Here is a 17,531-nt window from a genome sequence, read left to right as displayed (position 1 = left end):
GCTTGCGGGTGGTTCCCAATTGTGTTTGAACAGCGCCGCCGCCAAACCACCGGTCAGGAGACGGAATCGTGACAGCCCACGGCCAGGACAGCCTCAATCTTCGCCGCAGCCTCGAGGTCGGCGGCCAGAGCTACGACTACTTCAGCCTGCCGGCCGTGCAAGAGGCCGGGCTTGGCGATCTCTCGCGCCTGCCGTTTTCGCTCAAGGTGCTCTTGGAGAACCTGCTGCGCCACGAGGACGGCCGCACGGTAACGGTCGACGACATTCGCGCCCTGGCCGGCTGGGCCGAGACGGCCGGCACAGACCGCGAGATCACCTACCGCCCGGCCCGCGTGCTGATGCAGGATTTCACCGGCGTCCCCGCCGTCGTCGACCTGGCCGCCATGCGTGCCGCCATGGCCGCCATGGGCGGCGATCCCCAGGCCATCAACCCGCAGACGCCGGTCGATCTGGTGATCGACCACTCGGTGATGGTCGACAACCATGGCGACGACGCGGCCTTCGCCGCCAACGTCGCCCGCGAGATGGAGCGCAACGGCGAGCGCTACGCCTTTTTGCGCTGGGGCCAGCAGGCCTTCGAGAATTTCCGCGTGGTGCCGCCGGGCACCGGCATCTGCCACCAGGTCAATCTGGAATACCTGGCCCAAGTGGTTTGGACCAGCGAGGTCGAGGGCAAGACCATCGCCTATCCCGATACCCTGGTCGGCACCGACAGCCACACCACCATGGTCAATGGCCTTTCGGTATTGGGTTGGGGCGTCGGCGGTATCGAGGCCGAGGCGGCCATGCTGGGCCAGCCCATCTCGATGGTGGTGCCCGAGGTCGTGGGCATGCGCTTGGACGGCAGCCTCAAAGACGGCGTCACCGCCACCGACCTGGTGCTGACGGTGACCGAGATGCTGCGGGCCCATGGCGTGGTCGGCCGTTTCGTCGAGTTCTTCGGCCCCGGCGTGGCGGAACTTTCGCTGGCCGACCGTGCCACCCTGGCCAACATGGCGCCGGAATACGGCGCCACCTGCGGCTTCTTCGCCGTCGACGAGGTGACCATGGCCTACCTCGAGCTCACCGGCCGCGAGGCGCAGCGCATAGCGCTGGTGGAGGCTTACGCCAAGGCCCAGGGCCTGTGGCGTCAGGCCGACGCCCCCGACCCCGTTTTCACGGACACGCTGTCGCTTGATCTCGGCGCCGTGGTGCCCTCGATCGCCGGGCCCAAGCGGCCGCAGGATCGAGTGCCGCTGGCCAGTGCCAAAGAGGCCTTCGAGACGGCGCTCGAGGAGACCTTCGACAAGGGCGACAGCGCCAATATCGGCAAGGCCGTGGAGGGCGCCGATCATGAGCTCAAGCACGGCGACGTGGTCATCGCCGCCATCACAAGCTGCACCAACACCTCCAACCCCGGCGTCATGCTGGCCGCCGGACTGGTGGCCAAGAAGGCGGCCGAGAAGGGCTTACGTGTAAAGCCCTGGGTCAAGACCTCGCTGGCCCCGGGCTCGCAGGTGGTGAGCGATTACCTGGCCCGAGCCGGCCTGCAGGAACCTCTCGACGCGCTGGGCTTCAATCTGGTGGGCTACGGCTGCACCACCTGCATCGGCAATTCGGGGCCGCTGGAGGAGCCCATCGCCGGGGCCATCGCGGCCGGCGATCTGGTGGCCTGTGCGGTGCTTTCCGGCAACCGCAATTTCGAGGGCCGCATCAGCCCGCACATCAAGGCCAACTACCTGGCCTCGCCGCCGCTGGTGGTGGTCTATGCCCTGGCCGGCTCGCTCAGGCGCAACATCATGACGGAGCCATTGGGCCGTGGCAGTGACGGTAACCCGGTCTATTTGGGCGACATCTGGCCCAGCACCGCCGAGGTGCGCGAGGCCTTGGCGTCGGCACTCGACCGCGAGATGTTCGAGAGCCGCTACGCCGACGTCTTCAGCGGCACCCCGGAGTGGCAGGCCATCGAGACGGCCGTGGGACTGACCTACGAATGGGACCCCACCTCGACCTACGTGCGCCACCCCACCTTCTTCCAGAACATGCCGGCCGAGCCCGGAGGCTTGGCCGACATCGCTGGCGCCCGGGTGCTGGCGCTGTTGGGCGATTCCATCACCACCGACCACATTTCGCCGGCCGGCGCCATCACCGGCGACAGCCCGGCCGGCGAATACCTGCTCGACCACCAGGTGCCGGCCCGCGAGTTCAACTCCTTTGGCGCCCGGCGCGGCAACCACGAGGTCATGATGCGCGGCACCTTCGGCAACATCCGCCTGCGCAACGAGATGGCGCCCGGCAGCGAAGGCGGCGTCACCTGCCACATGCCCGACGGCAGCCAGACTTCGATCTTCGCGGCGTCGGCGGCATACCAAGGCGACGGCGTGCCGCTGGTCGTCGTCGGCGGCAAGGAATACGGCACCGGCTCGTCGCGCGACTGGGCCGCCAAGGGCACCCGGCTGTTGGGCGTGGCCGCCGTCATCTGCGAGAGCTACGAACGCATCCACCGCTCGAACCTGGTGGGCATGGGCGTGTTGCCGCTGCAGTTCAAGCCCGGCACCACGCGCCAGACGCTGGGCCTCGACGGCAGCGAGAGGTTTGCCCTTTCGGGCCTGGCCGGCGGCATCACGCCTGGCATGGACGTAGCCTGCCGCATCGCACGCGCCGACGGCTCCAGCGAAGACGTGGCGCTGCTCTGCCGCATCGATACCGAGGATGAGGTCGAGTACTATCGCCACGGCGGCATTTTGCAGTACGTGCTGCGGCGCTTGGCCGCGGCCTAGGCGGCACCAGAAAATTATGCCGGAAGCGGTCGAGCGCATCGGTGAATACGACTACGTCATCGTCGGTGCCGGCTCGGCCGGCTGCGTGCTGGCCAACCGGCTCTCGGCCGATGCCGGCGTGCGGGTGCTGCTGCTCGAAGCCGGGGGCCACGACAACCGCCTGTGGATCCACATTCCCATCGGTTATCTCTATACCCAGAACGATCCGCGCACCGACTGGTGCTTCAAGACGGTGGCCGAGGCCGGGCTCAACGGCCGGGCGCTGAACTATCCCCGCGGCCGGGTGCTGGGCGGCTGCTCGGCCATCAATGGCATGATCTACATGCGCGGCCAGGCCCAGGACTACGACCACTGGCGCCAGCTCGGCAATCTCGGCTGGGGCTGGGATGACGTGCTGCCATACTTCAAGAAATCCGAGGACTACGTCCACGGCGCCGACGACTTCCACGGCGCCGGCGGCGAGTGGCGGGTCGAGGAGATGCGCCTGAGCTGGGAGATCCTCGACGCCTTCCGCGAGGCCGCCGCCGAAAGCGGTATTCCCAAGATCGATGACTTCAACCGCGGTGACAACGAGGGCAGCGCCTACTTCCAGGTCAACCAAAAGCGTGGCGTGCGCTGGACCACGGCCAAGGGCTTTCTGCGCCCGGTGCGCCAGCGTGCCAACCTGCACGTGCTGACCGGCGCCCAGGCCAGCGCCATCGAGCTCGACGGCAAGCGCGCCACGGGTCTCAGGTTCCGGCGCGGCGGAAGCGATTTCGTGGCCGGCGTGGCCGGCGAGTTGATCCTGGCCAGCGGCGCCATCGGCTCGCCGCAATTGTTGCAGCTTTCCGGCATCGGGCCGCCCGAGCTTTTGGCCCAACACGGTATCGAAACGCGCCACGAACTACCTGGCGTCGGCGGCAATTTGCAGGATCACCTGCAGCTTCGCCTGATCTTCCGGGTGAGCAACACCAAGACGCTGAACCAAAGCGCCAACAGCCTGTTCGGCCGCCTGGGCATGGGCCTGCAGTATTTCCTCCTGCGCCGGGGGCCGCTGACCATGTCGCCGAGCCAGCTTGGTCTGTTTGCCAAGTCGGACCCCTCGCGCGAGACGCCCAACCTGGAATTCCATGTGCAGCCTCTGTCGCTGGACAAGTTCGGCGACCCCTTGCACGATTTTCCCGCCTTCACCGCCTCGGTCTGCAACTTGCGCCCCGAAAGCCGCGGCCGCGTCGCCATCGCCAGCAACGATCCCTTTGCCGCCCCCGAAATCCGGCCCAACTACCTTACGGCGCCAGCCGACCGCCAGGTGGCGGCCGATGCCATCCGGCTTACGCGGCGCATTTGCCAAGCCCCGGCACTGGCCCCCTTCGGCCCGCGGGAATACCTGCCCGGTGCCGGTATCGAGGACGACGAGGACCTGGCCCGGGCGGCCGGTGACATCGGCACGACGATTTTTCACCCCGTCAGCACCTGCAAGATGGGCGCCGACGACCAGGCCGTGGTCGATGCCCGCCTCAGGCTCCACGGCATCGCCGGCTTGCGCGTGGTCGACGCCTCGGTGATGCCCACCATCACGTCGGGCAACACCAACTCACCGGTGGTGATGATCGCCGAAAAGGCGGCCGAGATGATCCGCCAGGACCGGCGTTAGGGCGGATATCTCACCGACAAGTGATTCGCTTGTGAAGCCGGCCTCCCGTAAGCCAGCATGGTGATGTTTTGTCGCTCATCGCATCGCCCGCTCGGTCTCTTCCTCGCCGCCCTCATGTTGGTCGCGGGGCTGGGTCTGTCTGGCGCCCGAGCCCAGCAGTCCCCGACGGTGGTCGAGCTCTTCACCTCGCAGGGCTGCTCCTCCTGTCCGCCGGCCGATGTCTTCCTTGGCGAGCTGGCCCAGCGCGACGACATCATCGCGCTCAGCTACCACATCGATTACTGGGACTACATCGGCTGGAAGGACACCTTCGCCACGCCCGACACCACGGCCCGCCAGCGCGCCTACGGCCGCACGCTCAGCCAGCGCTACGTCTACACGCCGCAGATGGTGATCAGCGGCCGCAGCCACGTCGTGGGATCGCAACGCCAGGCCGTACTTGCCGCCATCGACGGCCTGAGCGTCGGCAGTGCCTCGGAGTTACGGCTGACGGCCACGCCCGAGGGCGGCCTCAAGATCAATATCGCGCCCGGTCAGGTGTCGCGTCCGGCCATCGTCTGGCTGGTCGAATACGACCGGCGCCACAAGGTGGCCATCCGGCGTGGCGAGAACCGTGGCCGCACCCTCGACTACCACAACGTGGTGCGCAGCCTGAAAAGGCTGGGCCACTGGGAGGGCGGCGCCACCGAGCTGGAGACCGATATTAAGGCATCAAAGGCCAATGGCCGCGACGGCTGCGTCGTCATCGTGCAGGAGGCCGAGGGCGGTCCCATCCTGGGGGCGGTGAAGCTCGAATTCGGCGGCTAGCGGCAACAGCCAAATTTGACAAACCGGGCGCAAGACGCTCGATTAGGGCCCGAAACAACAGTTCGGAGCCTGGGTCAAATGGACGTCGTCGAAGCAATAACCAGCCGGCACTCGGTGCGGGCATTCCTGCCCACACCGGTGCCGCTTGGCACCGTCGAGCGCATTATCGAGGCGGCGGTGCGGGCGCCTTCGAGCGGCAACCTGCAACCCTGGAAAGTGCACGTGGTGGCGGGCGAGACCAAGGAGCGTTTCAGCCAGGCCATCCTGGCGGCGCGCGAGGTCGAAGATCATTTGTACGTCGCCGAATACCAGGACTATCCCGAAGAATGGCGCGAACCCTACGATCAGCGTCGCCGCACCGTGGGCAAACTGCTCTACAGCACCATTGGCATCCCCAAGGGCGACCGCGAAGCCATGTGGGCCCAATTCGGCCGCAACTACACCTTTTTCGGCGCCCCCGTCGGCTTGCTCTTCACCATCGACCGCGACATGGGCGTGGGCTCATGGTTCGACGTCGGCATGTTCATCCAGAACGTCATGCTGCTGGCCCGGGCCGAGGGCCTCGACACCTGTGCCCAGGGTGCCTTCGCGCTCTACCACAAGATCGCCCGTGAGGTGGTGGGCGTGAGCGAGTTGGAAATCGTCATGTGCGGCATGTCGTTGGGCTACGCCGACACCGGGGCGCCGGAAAACAACTTCCCCACCGAACGCGCGCCGCTCGAGGAATTCGCTACTTTCAGCGGTTTTTAGGATCCAATTCCCCGCGCCATGACGTCGGCCAGGCGGCGCGAGAAGGCGGCCGGGTCTTCGGGGATTTCGCCCTCGATGATGCGGGCCTGGTCGAGCAGCAGGAAGGCGGCGTCGGCCAGCGATTCGCTGGCGCCATCCTTGGTCGAGGCGGTGGCCAGGGACTTCACCAGATCGTGCCGGGGATTGAGCTCCAACACCCGCGGGCTTTGGGGAATAGACTGGCCCTGAGCCTTCAAAAGCCTGGCCAGATGCATGTCGATATCCTGGTCGTCGGCCACCAGGCAGACCGGGCTGTCGGTCAGGCGGTCGGTGGTGCGCACGTCCTTGACGGCCTCGCCCAGCGTCAGTTTGAGATGCGCTATCAAGGTCGAGATGGCACCTTCGTCGGCGGCCTCGGCTTCGTCCGGCTTGTCCTCGGGCGCCTTGATCTCGTCGAACTCGGCGTCGCCCCGGGTGATCGACTTGAAGGCGTGGCCCTCGAATTCGAAGCCCGAGGCGATCCAGAAATCGTCGACCGGGTCGGTCAGCAGCAGCACTTCGACGCCGCGGGCGGCGAAGCCCTCGATCTGCGGACTCTTGCGCAACGCTTCGAGATCATCGCCGGTGATGTAGAAGATCGACTTCTGGCCCTCGGCCATGCCCGCCACATAGTCGGAAAGCCCGGTCAGGCCATCGCCCGAACGCGTGCTGCGGAAGCGGGCCAGCTTGAGCAGCGCCTCGCGCCGGTCGGGGTCCTCGTAAATGCCCTCCTTGACGACGGCGCCGAAGTTTTCCCAGAAGCTGGCGAATTCCTCGGGCTTCTTCTCGGCCTTCTTGGTCAGCTCGTTCAGCACCCGCTTGACCAGGGCCTTCGAAATGCGCGTCACCAGCGGGCTCGATTGCAGCACCTCGCGGCTGATGTTGAGCGGCAGGTCCTCGGCGTCGACGATGCCCTGTACGAAGCGCAGCCAGGGCGGCAACAGGCCTTCGAGATCATCGGTGATGAAGACCCGCTTGACGTAAAGCTTGAGCCGGTGCCGGCGCTCGGCGCTGAAGAGATCGAAGGGCCGGGCCGAAGGCACGAACAACAGGAGCGTGTATTCGATCTTGCCCTCGGCCCGGGCATGCAGCGTGAGCCAGGGTTCGTCGTAGCTGTGGGCGGAGTGGCGGTAGAACTCGGTGTACTGCTCGGCCGTTATGTCCTTCTTCGGCCGTGTCCACAGCGCCGAGGCCTCGTTCAATTTCTCGCCCGCCGCCAGCGGGCTGTCGGCGACGCCGTCGGCGAAGCGGATGGGAATGGCGATGTGGTCGGAGAAGCGCTTGATGATGTGGTGCAGACGCGCCGCCTCGACGAAATCCTTCTCCGCCTTACGGATGGTCAGCACCACGTCGGTGCCGCGGCCGGCACGGTCGGCCTCGGCCACCTCGTAGCTGCCCTGGCCGTCCGAGGACCAGCGCCAGGCCTGGTCCTCGCCGGCCTTGCGGCTGATCACCTCGACGTGGTCGGAAACGGTGAACGAGGAATAGAAGCCGACGCCGAACTGGCCGATCAGGGCCACGTCCTTGTTGTCGTCGCCGCTCAGGTGGTTCATGAAGGCCGAGGTGCCCGAGCGCGCGATGGTGCCCAGGTTGTCGATCAATTCGTCGTGGTTCATGCCGATGCCGTTGTCCGACACCGTGACCTTGCGGGCTTTCTTGTCGACGTTGATGGTGATGCGCAGGTCGGGGTCGTCGGCCGACAGATCGGGATCGGTGATGGCGGCATAGCGCAGCCGGTCGCAGGCGTCGGAGGAATTCGAGATCAACTCGCGCAGGAAGGTTTCCTTGTCGCTGTAGAGCGAATTGGCGACGATGTGCAGAAGCTTGGTGACTTCGGCCTCGAAACTGCGTGTCTCCTGAACCATGGCGGACAAGCCCTCGCGAAATGAACTGTTGGTTTTGCCGGTTTGGCGGACAATATGTTCACCATCGGGGGTAATTCAAGGGGGGCCGACTGCCCCAAGGAGAATTTCGATGTTTCGAGCCGTCTATGCCCTGTTGCTTCTCGCCGCCATCACGCCCTCGGCCCTGGCCGCCGAATGGCAGGCCGGCGAGATCATGGTGGGGCACGCCTGGGCCCGGGCCTCGGCCGGCAAGATGGCGCGGAACGGCGCCGCCTACATAACCGTGCATAATCTCGGGAGCAAAGCCGACCGCCTGGTGGCGGTGGAAACCCCGGCCGCGGCCAAGGCCCAGTTCCACACCCACGTTTCGAAAGAGGGCGTCATGCGCATGAGGCGAATCAAAGCCGTCGAGGTGCCGCCCGGCGCCCCTGTGGTCTTCCGGCCCGGCGGCCTGCACGTGATGCTGATGAAGCTGGTGGCACCGCTGGAAAAGGGCGGCGAGTTGGCGCTCGTGCTGACCTTCGAGAAGGCCGGGCGGGTCGAAATCACGGTACCCATCTTGGCCGTCGGCGCCATGGGCGGGCAGCACCACGATGACATGCACAAGGGCGGCGGGCACGAGCACGACAAGCATCACAAGATGAACCACAAGGAACATCATGGCGGCAAAACCGATTCCTGACCGCCCCGCCGCGCCTGCGGCCTTGCGGCGCCTGACGATTCGCGCTAGGTAGCGGAACACTTCGAAGGCGGTTCAACTCATCTCATGGCGTCGCGCCGGGAGGGGCGCGGAGCTTATGGAGGACGTGATGGCGCGTAATAAACTCGCACTCATCGGCGGCGGCAACATCGGCGGCACACTGGCCCATCTGGCCGGGCTCAAGGAGCTTGGCGACGTCGTCATGTTCGACATCGTCAAAGGCCTGCCCCAGGGCAAGTCGCTGGACATCGCCCAGTCCGCCCCGGTCGAAGGTTTCGACGCCGGCTTTACCGGCACCCAGGGCTATGCCGGCATCCGCGGCGCCGACGTCATCATCGTCACGGCCGGTGTGGCGCGAAAGCCGGGCATGAGCCGCGACGACCTGATCGAGATCAACACCCGTGTCATGCGGGCCGTGGGCGATGGCATCAAACGTCACGCCCCCGGCGCCTTCGTCATCTGTATCACCAATCCGCTGGATGCCATGGTCTGGGTGCTGCGCGAGGTTTCGGGCTTGCCGCACAATCGTGTCGTGGGTATGGCCGGGGTGCTCGATTCGGCACGCTTTCGCCACTTCCTGGCGGCCGAGATGCAGGTCTCGGTGGAGGACGTCACGGCCTTCGTGCTGGGCGGCCACGGCGATACCATGGTGCCGCTGCCGCGCTATTCGACGGTCTCGGGCATTCCGCTGCCGGATCTCGTCAAGATGGGTTGGATCAAGCGCCAGCGTCTCGACGAGATCGTCCAGCGCACGCGCGACGGCGGGGCCGAGATCGTCGGCTTGCTGAAAACCGGCTCGGCCTATTACGCCCCGGCCAGCGCCGCCATCCAGATGGCCGAATCCTATCTGCGCGACAAGAAGCGCGTGCTGCCCTGCGCCGCCTATCTCAGCGGCCAGTACGGAATCAGGGACATCTACGTCGGCGTGCCGGCGGTGATCGGTGCCGGCGGCGTCGAGAGGGTCGTCGAAATCGAACTCAACAAGAGCGAGAAGGCGGCGCTGGGCAAATCGGTTGGCGCCGTGCGCGAGCTGCTGCGCGTGGTCAAGCGCCTCGATCCCTCGCTGGTCAAGAAAAGGCCCAAAGCCAAGCGCCCGGCGCGGCGCAAGACCAAGCAGTCGAAGTCCAAGCCCAAGTAGTCGCGGCCCGAGACCGCCCGGGGGAAGCCATGAACATTCACGAACACCAGGCCAAGGAGCTGTTCGCCAAATACGGCGTCGTCGTGCCCGAGGGCCGGGTGGCCTTCACCGTCGACGAGGCCCGGGCGGCGGCCGAGGAACTGGGCGGCCCGGTCTGGGTGGTCAAGGCCCAGATCCACGCCGGCGGCCGCGGCAAGGGCGGCGGCGTCAAGGTCGTCAAGTCGCTCGACGAGGCCACGCAGGCGGCCCACGACATCCTGGGCATGACCCTGGTCACGCACCAAACCGGCCCGGCAGGCAAGGAGGTCAAGCGCGTCTATATCGAGCAGGGCTGCGACATCGCCCGCGAGCTCTACCTCAGCATGCTGATCGACCGCGGCACCAGCCGGGTGACCATCATGGCCTCGACCGAGGGCGGCATGGACATCGAGGAGGTGGCGGCCAAGACGCCCGAGAAGATCCAGTTCGTCTCCATCGATCCGGCCACCGGGCTGCAGGCCTTTCACGCGCGGCGCATCGCCTTCGGCCTGGAGCTCGAGGGCAAGCAGGTGGGCGCCGCGGTCAAGTTCCTGATGGCGCTCTACAGCGCCTTCAGCGAGACCGATGCCAGCCTCATCGAGATCAACCCGCTGGTGGTCACCAAGGCGGGCGAGGTGATGGCGCTGGATGCCAAGATGAACTTCGACGACAACGCGCTTTACCGCCGGCCCGACATCGCTGACTTGCGCGACGAGAGCGAAGAGGACCCGGCCGAGCTCGAGGCCGCCGAACACGAGCTCAGCTACATCAAGCTCGACGGCTCCATCGGCTGCATGGTCAACGGGGCCGGCCTGGCCATGGCCACCATGGACATCATCAAGCTCTATGGCGGGTCGCCGGCCAACTTTCTCGACGTCGGCGGCGGCGCCGACCGCGACCGCGTCACCGAAGCCTTCAAGATCATTCTTTCCGACCCCAACGTCGAAGGAATTCTGGTGAACATCTTCGGCGGCATCATGCGTTGCGACGTGATTGCCGAGGGCATCGTGGCGGCGGCCAAGGAGGTTAGCATCGGCGTGCCCCTGGTGGTCCGCCTGGAAGGCACCAACGTCGATCTGGGCAAGCAGATACTGGCTGATTCAGGCCTGCCCATCCTGTCCGGTGACGATCTCGGCGACGCCGCCGAAAAGGTGGTCAAAGCGGTCAAGGAGGCCAAGTAATGGCGGTCATGGTCAACAGCGACACCCGTGTCATCTGCCAGGGCTTCACCGGCGCCCAGGGCACCTTCCATTCCGAACAGGCCATCGCCTACGGCACCAACATGGTCGGCGGCGTGACGCCGGGCAAGGGCGGCTCGAACCACCTGGAGCTGCCGGTCTTCGATACCGTGGCCGAGGCGGTGACGGCCACCGGGGCCACGGCAAGCGTTATTTATGTGCCGCCGCCCTTCGCCGCCGACGCCATCCTCGAGGCCATCGACGCCGGCCTCGAGCTGGTGGTGACCATCACCGAAGGCGTGCCGGTGCAGGACATGGTGCGGGTGAAAAGGGCCCTGGCGGGATCCGCGTCCCGCCTGGTCGGTCCCAATTGCCCGGGCGTCATCACGCCGGGCGAGTGCAAGATCGGCATCATGCCGGGCCACATTCACCAACGCGGTCGGGTCGGCATCGTCTCGCGTTCGGGCACGCTGACCTACGAGGCGGTGGGCCAGACCACGGCCGTGGGGCTGGGCCAGACCACCTGCATCGGCATCGGTGGCGATCCCATCAATGGCACCAACTTCGTCGACTGCCTGGAGATGTTCCTGGCCGACGACGAGACCGAGGCCATCGTCATGATCGGCGAGATCGGCGGCAGCGCCGAAGAAGAGGCGGCCGAGTTCATCAAGGCCAACAAGACCAAGAAACCGACGGTCAGCTTCATCGCCGGACGCACCGCACCGCCGGGCAAGCGCATGGGCCATGCCGGCGCCATCATCTCGGGTGGCAAGGGCGGTGCCGAGGACAAGATCGAGGCACTGCGCGGCGCCGGCATCGCCGTCGCCGATTCGCCGGCCAGCATCGGCACCACGCTGGCCGATATGATGTAGGCCGGGGGGCCGCTGGGTCTCAAGCGAGGGGGGGATGACGATGGCGAACGGCTTGGACAAGGTCTCGTTTCTCTCGGGCGCCAGCGGCGCCTTCATCGAGAACCTGCACGCCCGCTTCAAGGAAAACCCCCAGGCCGTCGACTTCGGCTGGCAGCAGTTCTTCGCCGAACTTGGCGACGAGGCCGAGGCCGTCGAGGCCGCGGCCCGCGGCCCGAGCTGGGGCCGGCGCGGGCTGTTTGCCATCGAAGACGGCGAGTTACCGGCCCGGGCGGCGGCCAGCGGCCTCGAAGGCCGGGCGGCGACGCTCGATTCCATCCGGGCGCTGATGATGATCCGTGTCTACCGCGTGCGCGGCCATCTGATCGCCGATCTCGATCCCTTGGGGCTGGAGGCCCGCGAATACCATCCCGAACTGGACTTTCAGAACTATGGCTTCACGGAAGCCGACCTCGACCGGCCCATCTTCATCGACCACGTGCTGGGCCTGGAAACGGCGACGCTGCGGGAAATCATCGAGATCCTGCGCCTTACCTACTGCGGCACCATCGGCTACGAATTCATGCACATCCAGGATCCCGACCAGAAGTCCTGGATCCAGATGCGCATCGAGAACCAGGAGTACCACGCCAACTTCACCGGCGAAGGCAAGCTCAAGATCCTGCGCCAGTTGACCGAGTCCGAGGGCTTCGAGCGCTTCCTCCATCTCAAGTACCCGGGCACCAAACGCTTTGGTCTCGATGGCAGCGAATCGCTGATCCCGGCGCTGGAGGCCATCATCCGCCGGGCCTCGCAACTCGGCGTGGTGGAGATCGGCCTGGGCATGCCCCACCGCGGCCGGCTCAATGTGCTGGCCAACATCATGCACAAGGCCCATACCGCCATGTTCTCGGAATTCGAGGGCATGCCGGCCAACCCCGACGACGTGCAGGGCTCGGGCGACGTAAAATACCACCTCGGCACCTCGTCCGATCGCGAAACCGACGGCCAGGCCATCCACCTCTCGCTGTTGCCCAACCCCTCGCACCTGGAAGCCGTCAATCCGGTGGTGCTGGGCCGGAGCCGGGCCAAGCAGGGGCAACTGGGGGATGATGAGCGGCGCCAGGTGCTGGCGGTGCTGATGCACGGCGATGCCGCCTTTGCTGGCCAGGGGCTGGTGGCCGAATGCTTTGGCATGTCGCAGTTGCACGGCTACCGTACCGGCGGCACCATCCACATCATCGTCAACAACCAGATCGGCTTCACCACGGCGCCGATTTATTCGCGATCCTCCCCCTATCCCTCGGACGTGGCCAAGATGGTCCAGGCGCCGATCCTGCACGTCAACGGCGACGATCCCGAATCGGTGGTCCACGTGGCCCGCATGGCCACCGAGTTCCGCCAGGAATTCGGCCAGGACGTGGTCGTCGACATGTTCTGCTACCGCCGCCACGGCCACAACGAGGGCGACGAGCCGGCCTTCACCCAGCCCATCATGTACCGCAAGATCGCCCAGCACCCGAGCTCGCGCCAGCTTTACGCCCGCCGCCTGGCCGAGGAGGGCAGCTTTGCCGAGGTCCAGTCCGAGGCCATGGTCAAGGAACACCACGACCACCTGCAGCTCGAATTCGAAGCCGCCAAGGGCTACAAGCCCAACAAGGCCGACTGGCTGGAGGGCCGCTGGTCCGATTTCACGGTGGCCCACGGCGAGGACCGCCGGGGCCGCACCGAGGCCGGCAAGCTGGCCCTGGAAACCGTCGGCCGGGCCCTGACCCGGGTGCCCGAGGATTTCAACCTGCACCGCACGGTCGAGCGACTGTTGAAAACCAAGCGCCAGAACCTGGAGGCCGGCGGCGGCATCGATTGGGCCACCGGCGAGGCGCTGGCCTTTGGCAACCTTTTACTCGAGGGCGTGCCGGTGCGGCTCAGCGGCCAGGACTCGGGCCGCGGCACGTTTTCCCAGCGCCACGCCGTGCTGACCGACCAGACCAACGAGCAGAAATACATCCCCCTCAACAATATCGCCCCGCGCCAGGCCAAGTTCGAGGTCATCGACAGCATGCTCTCCGAGGCCGCCGTGCTGGGCTTCGAATACGGCTTCACCCTGGCCGAGCCCCGGGCCCTGGTGCTGTGGGAGGCCCAGTTCGGCGATTTCGCCAACGGCGCCCAGGTCATCATCGACCAGTTCCTGGCCTCGGGCGAGACCAAGTGGCTGCGCATGTCGGGCCTGGTCATGCTGCTGCCCCACGGCCAGGAGGGCCAGGGGCCGGAGCACTCCTCGGCCCGCCTCGAGCGCTATTTGCAGATCTGTGCCGAAGACAACATGCAGGTGGCCAACTGCACCACGCCGGCCAGCTACTTCCATATCCTGAGGCGTCAGATCCACCGCGATTTCCGCAAGCCGCTGATCTTGATGACGCCGAAGTCGCTGCTCCGGCATCGCCAGGCGATTTCGCCGCTCTCGGATTTCGCCCTGGGAAGCTCGTTCCACCAGGTGCTCTGGGACGGGAGTTCGGATCTCAAGTCGGACGCCAAAATCCGCCGCGTCGTGCTCTGTTCCGGCAAGGTCTATTACGACCTTTTTGCCGAACGCGAGAAGCTGGGCATCGACGATGTCTACATGCTGCGCCTGGAGCAACTCTATCCTTTCCCGGCCAAGGCCCTGACCAAGGAACTGGCACGCTTTCCCAAGGCCGACATAGTATGGTGCCAGGAAGAGCCGGAGAACATGGGGGCCTGGAACTTCGTCGATCGGCGCATCGAGGCGGTATTGGCCGGCATCGGGCACAAAGCCGGCCGCCCGAGCTATGCCGGCCGGCCCGAGATGTCGGCCCCGGCACCGGGTACCATCAAGCTCCACAACAAACAGCAGCAAAACCTCGTCGAGGCGGCGCTGGTGCTCCGAGGCAAACGGGAAGGCGGGTAATGGCAACGGAAATAAGGGTTCCCAGCCTCGGCGAATCGATAACCGAGGCGACGGTGGCGAAGTGGTTCAAGGCGGTGGGCGACAGCGTCGTCGCCGACGAGCCGCTGTTGGAGCTGGAGACCGACAAGGTCTCGCTCGAGGTCTATGCCACGGCCTCGGGAAGCCTGGCCGAGATAGCCGCCGAGGTCGATGCCACGGTCGAGGTGGGGGCGCTGTTGGGCGTCATCGCCGAGGGCGAGGTGGCGGCGGTGGCGCCGGCGGCGGCGCAACCCGAAGTCGTCAAACCAGACCCGCCCGCCGCCGAGGCGGCCGCCCCAGTGGCTGAGCCAGTGGCCGCGCCACCTTTGTCGCCGGCCGTGCGCAAGCTGGTCGAGGAACATTCCCTGGATCCCGCCGCCATCAGCGGCACGGGCAAGGGCGGGCGCTTGACCAAGGGCGACGTGCTGCAGTTCATCGAGGCCAAGGCGGCGGCTCCTGCGCCGGCCACGCCGGCCGCGCCGGCCGCGCCCTCAGGCCCCCGGCCCCGGGCCGAGCGCGAGGAACGGGTGCGCATGACGCGGCTCAGGCGCACCATCGCCGAACGCCTCAAGGCGGCCCAGAACACGGCCGCCATGCTGACCACCTTCAACGAGGCCGACATGTCGGCGGTGATGGCGCTCAGGCGCGACTACCGCGACGACTTCGAAAAACGCCACGGCGTGCGGCTGGGCTTCATGTCCTTTTTCCTCAAGGCCTGCGTCGTGGCGCTGCAAGAGATCCCGGCCGTCAACGCCGAGATCGAGGGCGACGACCTGGTCTACAAGAACTACTACGACATCGGTGTCGCCGTGGGCACGCCTCAGGGCCTGGTGGTGCCGGTGCTGCGCGATGCCGACGAAAAGAGTTTTGCAGACGTCGAGACCGAAATCGGCGAACTCGGCCGCCGCGCCCGCGATGGCAAACTCACCTTGGATGAGATGTCGGGCGGCACCTTCACCATCACCAACGGCGGCGTCTACGGCTCGCTGCTGTCGACGCCCATCCTCAACCCGCCGCAGTCCGGCATCCTGGGCATGCACAAGATCCAGCCCCGGCCCATGGCGGTGGGTGATGCCGTCGAGGTGCGGCCCATGATGTACCTGGCGCTGAGCTACGACCACCGCATCGTCGACGGCCGCGAGGCCGTGACCTTCCTGGTCCGGGTCAAGGAGTGCATCGAGGATCCGCAACGAATTTTGCTCGATCTCTAGTGGGGCGGGGCGCAAGCATGAGCGAGAATTCCTACGACCTGGTGGTCATCGGCGGCGGCCCGGGCGGCTACGTGGCCGCCATCCGTGCCGCCCAACTCGGCATGACGGTGGCCTGCGTGGAAAAGCGCGCAGCCCTTGGCGGCACCTGCCTGAATGTCGGCTGCATCCCCTCGAAGGCCTTGTTGCGCTCGTCGGAGTTGTTCGCCGAGGCCAGCCACGGTTTTGCCGACCACGGCATCAAGGCCCAAGTCAGCCTCGACCTCAAGGCACTGATGGGGCGCAAGGAAAAGATCGTCGGCGACCTCACCGCGGGCGTGGCCTACCTTTTCAAGAAAAACAAGGTGGCGCACATCGAGGGCACGGCGCGTATCGCGGCGCCGGGCAAAGTGGCGGTCAAAAGCGGCAAAAGCGAACAGACGCTGGCCGCCGGGAAAATAATCATCGCCACGGGCTCCGATGTCTCGCCGCTGGCCGGCGTCGAGGTCGACGAAAAGCAGATCGTTTCCTCGACCGGCGCGCTGGCACTGAAAAAAGTACCGAAACGCCTGGTGGTCATCGGGGCCGGCTTCATCGGCCTGGAACTGGGCTCGGTTTGGCGCCGGCTGGGCTCGCAGGTGACCGTCGTCGAGTTCCTCGACCGCATCACGCCGCCCTTGGATCTGGAGATAGCCAAGACGCTGCAGCGCAGCCTCAAGAAACAGGGCATGACCTTCAAGCTGGGCGCCAAGGTGACGGCCGCCAAGGCTTTGAAAAACAAAGTCACGCTGAGCCTGGAGCCGGTAAAAGGCGGCGACGCAGAAAAAATCGACTGCGACGTGGTGCTGGTATCGGTCGGCCGCCGGCCCTTCACCGACGGCCTGGGCCTGGACGAGCTGGGCGTGGCCCGCGATGCCCAGGGCTTCATCGGTATCGATGGCGGCTTTGCCACCAACGTCGACGGGGTCTTCGCCATCGGCGACGTAGTCCGGGGCCCCATGCTGGCCCACAAGGCCGAGGAGGACGGCGTGGCCTGCGTCGAGACCATGGCCGGCCAGGCCGGCCACGTCGATTACGATCTGGTGCCCGGCGTCATCTACACCTCGCCCCAGGGTGCCGGCGTGGGCCAGACGGAGGAGGCCTTGAAAGAGGCCGGCGTCGACTACAGCAAGGGAAAATTCGCCTTTTCGGCCAACGGCTACGCCCGTTGTCTCGGCGAGACCGACGGCTTTGTAAAAGTCCTGGCCGATGCCAAGACGGACCGCATCCTGGGTGTCCACATCCTGGGGCCCGACGCCGGCACGCTGATCCACGAAGCCGTGGCGGTGATGGCGTTTGGCGGCGCGGCCGAGGACGTGGCGCGGATCTGCCACGCCCACCCGACGCTGGCCGAGGCGCTCAAGGAGGCGGCGCTCGACGCCGGCGGACGGGTGATCCACGCCTGAGGCGGGGTCGGCAAGGTCTCGCACCATCATTTCCGCCGCAGAGCCTGTGAAGAAAAGTGTCCCCCTCCCCCTTGATGCCAATGCAGGCGCACATCTTCGAGTGCCCAGCCACTTGAAGCAGGGAGAATTGACCACAGAGATGGGGTAATCGGCGCTGAGGGTGGCTACTCTCCGAGCTTTTGGAACGTGGTCTGGATGTTCCAGCCACAAGAAGCGTTAAGGAGAGCAGCCATGAAGTACTATGCCGGATTGGACGTTTCGT

At 66.2% G+C, this 17,531-nt stretch carries 12 protein-coding genes; 11 read left to right on the top strand and 1 reads right to left on the bottom strand.

Features of this window, described 5'->3' with window-relative positions:
* Window positions 1-65 precede the first annotated feature (65 nt).
* The 4 genes from acnA to QGG75_13990 all read left to right on the top strand — a co-directional run bounded on the left by acnA (window position 66) and on the right by QGG75_13990 (window position 5,949).
* Window positions 66-2,759: an aconitate hydratase AcnA gene (gene acnA, locus QGG75_14005; protein MDP6068346.1), complete on the top strand. Its 2,694-nt coding sequence runs from the start codon at window positions 66-68 to the stop codon at window positions 2,757-2,759.
* Window positions 2,760-2,775: 16 nt separating this feature from the next.
* Window positions 2,776-4,392 (top strand): GMC family oxidoreductase N-terminal domain-containing protein, encoded by a 1,617-nt coding sequence (locus QGG75_14000; GenBank protein MDP6068345.1) that lies wholly within the window; start codon window positions 2,776-2,778, stop codon window positions 4,390-4,392.
* A gap of 114 nt (window positions 4,393-4,506) precedes the next feature.
* Window positions 4,507-5,199 (top strand): DUF1223 domain-containing protein, encoded by a 693-nt coding sequence (locus QGG75_13995; protein ID MDP6068344.1) that lies wholly within the window; start codon window positions 4,507-4,509, stop codon window positions 5,197-5,199.
* A 78-nt stretch (window positions 5,200-5,277) separates the two neighbouring features.
* Window positions 5,278-5,949: a nitroreductase gene (locus QGG75_13990; protein MDP6068343.1), complete on the top strand. Its 672-nt coding sequence runs from the start codon at window positions 5,278-5,280 to the stop codon at window positions 5,947-5,949.
* On the opposite strand, the gene htpG is transcribed toward QGG75_13990, so the two are convergent.
* Window positions 5,946-7,832: a molecular chaperone HtpG gene (htpG, locus tag QGG75_13985; GenBank protein ID MDP6068342.1), complete on the bottom strand. Its 1,887-nt coding sequence runs from the start codon at window positions 7,830-7,832 to the stop codon at window positions 5,946-5,948. The two genes, QGG75_13990 and htpG, sit on opposite strands and share 4 nt — an antisense overlap.
* Before the next feature lie 109 nt (window positions 7,833-7,941).
* Between htpG and QGG75_13980 the strand changes: the two genes are divergently transcribed.
* The 7 genes from QGG75_13980 to lpdA all read left to right on the top strand — a co-directional run bounded on the left by QGG75_13980 (window position 7,942) and on the right by lpdA (window position 17,269).
* Window positions 7,942-8,493: a copper chaperone PCu(A)C gene (locus QGG75_13980; protein ID MDP6068341.1), complete on the top strand. Its 552-nt coding sequence runs from the start codon at window positions 7,942-7,944 to the stop codon at window positions 8,491-8,493.
* 127 nt (window positions 8,494-8,620) lie between these two features.
* On the top strand, window positions 8,621-9,649 hold the full coding sequence (mdh, locus tag QGG75_13975; protein ID MDP6068340.1) for a malate dehydrogenase: 1,029 nt from the start codon (window positions 8,621-8,623) through the stop codon (window positions 9,647-9,649).
* Between the two features lie 29 nt (window positions 9,650-9,678).
* Window positions 9,679-10,848 carry an ADP-forming succinate--CoA ligase subunit beta gene (gene sucC / locus QGG75_13970; protein MDP6068339.1) on the top strand — a complete coding sequence of 390 codons (1,170 nt, stop codon included), beginning with the start codon at window positions 9,679-9,681 and terminating at the stop codon, window positions 10,846-10,848.
* Window positions 10,848-11,717, top strand: a complete 870-nt coding sequence (sucD, locus tag QGG75_13965; protein ID MDP6068338.1) for a succinate--CoA ligase subunit alpha — start codon at window positions 10,848-10,850, stop codon at window positions 11,715-11,717. Before sucC ends, sucD begins: the two co-directional genes overlap by 1 nt.
* A 40-nt stretch (window positions 11,718-11,757) precedes the next feature.
* Window positions 11,758-14,619: a 2-oxoglutarate dehydrogenase E1 component gene (locus tag QGG75_13960; protein ID MDP6068337.1), complete on the top strand. Its 2,862-nt coding sequence runs from the start codon at window positions 11,758-11,760 to the stop codon at window positions 14,617-14,619.
* Window positions 14,619-15,848, top strand: coding sequence for a 2-oxoglutarate dehydrogenase complex dihydrolipoyllysine-residue succinyltransferase (gene odhB, locus QGG75_13955; protein ID MDP6068336.1), 1,230 nt, complete (start codon window positions 14,619-14,621; stop codon window positions 15,846-15,848). The genes QGG75_13960 and odhB overlap by 1 nt, the downstream gene beginning before the upstream one ends.
* A 17-nt stretch (window positions 15,849-15,865) precedes the next feature.
* Window positions 15,866-17,269, top strand: a complete 1,404-nt coding sequence (lpdA, locus tag QGG75_13950) for a dihydrolipoyl dehydrogenase (protein MDP6068335.1) — start codon at window positions 15,866-15,868, stop codon at window positions 17,267-17,269.
* Window positions 17,270-17,531 lie beyond the last annotated feature (262 nt).

This window comes from Alphaproteobacteria bacterium, from assembly GCA_030740435.1.
Lineage (GTDB): Bacteria > Pseudomonadota > Alphaproteobacteria > UBA2966 > UBA2966.
The sequence above is the reverse complement of the archived record's forward strand: the minus strand, read 5'-3'. Positions and strand labels throughout refer to the sequence as shown.

Excerpts from the sequence above, each read along its gene's own strand:
- QGG75_14000 (MDP6068345.1), top strand. The coding sequence starts at position 2,776 with ATGCCGGAAGCGGTCGAGCGCATCGGTGAATACGACTACGTCATCGTC.
- QGG75_13995 (MDP6068344.1), top strand. The coding sequence starts at position 4,507 with ATGTTGGTCGCGGGGCTGGGTCTGTCTGGCGCCCGAGCCCAGCAGTCC.
- QGG75_13990 (MDP6068343.1), top strand. The coding sequence starts at position 5,278 with ATGGACGTCGTCGAAGCAATAACCAGCCGGCACTCGGTGCGGGCATTC.
- htpG (MDP6068342.1), bottom strand. The coding sequence starts at position 7,832 with ATGGTTCAGGAGACACGCAGTTTCGAGGCCGAAGTCACCAAGCTTCTG.
- QGG75_13980 (MDP6068341.1), top strand. The coding sequence starts at position 7,942 with ATGTTTCGAGCCGTCTATGCCCTGTTGCTTCTCGCCGCCATCACGCCC.
- mdh (MDP6068340.1), top strand. The coding sequence starts at position 8,621 with ATGGCGCGTAATAAACTCGCACTCATCGGCGGCGGCAACATCGGCGGC.
- sucC (MDP6068339.1), top strand. The coding sequence starts at position 9,679 with ATGAACATTCACGAACACCAGGCCAAGGAGCTGTTCGCCAAATACGGC.
- sucD (MDP6068338.1), top strand. The coding sequence starts at position 10,848 with ATGGCGGTCATGGTCAACAGCGACACCCGTGTCATCTGCCAGGGCTTC.
- QGG75_13960 (MDP6068337.1), top strand. The coding sequence starts at position 11,758 with ATGGCGAACGGCTTGGACAAGGTCTCGTTTCTCTCGGGCGCCAGCGGC.
- odhB (MDP6068336.1), top strand. The coding sequence starts at position 14,619 with ATGGCAACGGAAATAAGGGTTCCCAGCCTCGGCGAATCGATAACCGAG.
- lpdA (MDP6068335.1), top strand. The coding sequence starts at position 15,866 with ATGAGCGAGAATTCCTACGACCTGGTGGTCATCGGCGGCGGCCCGGGC.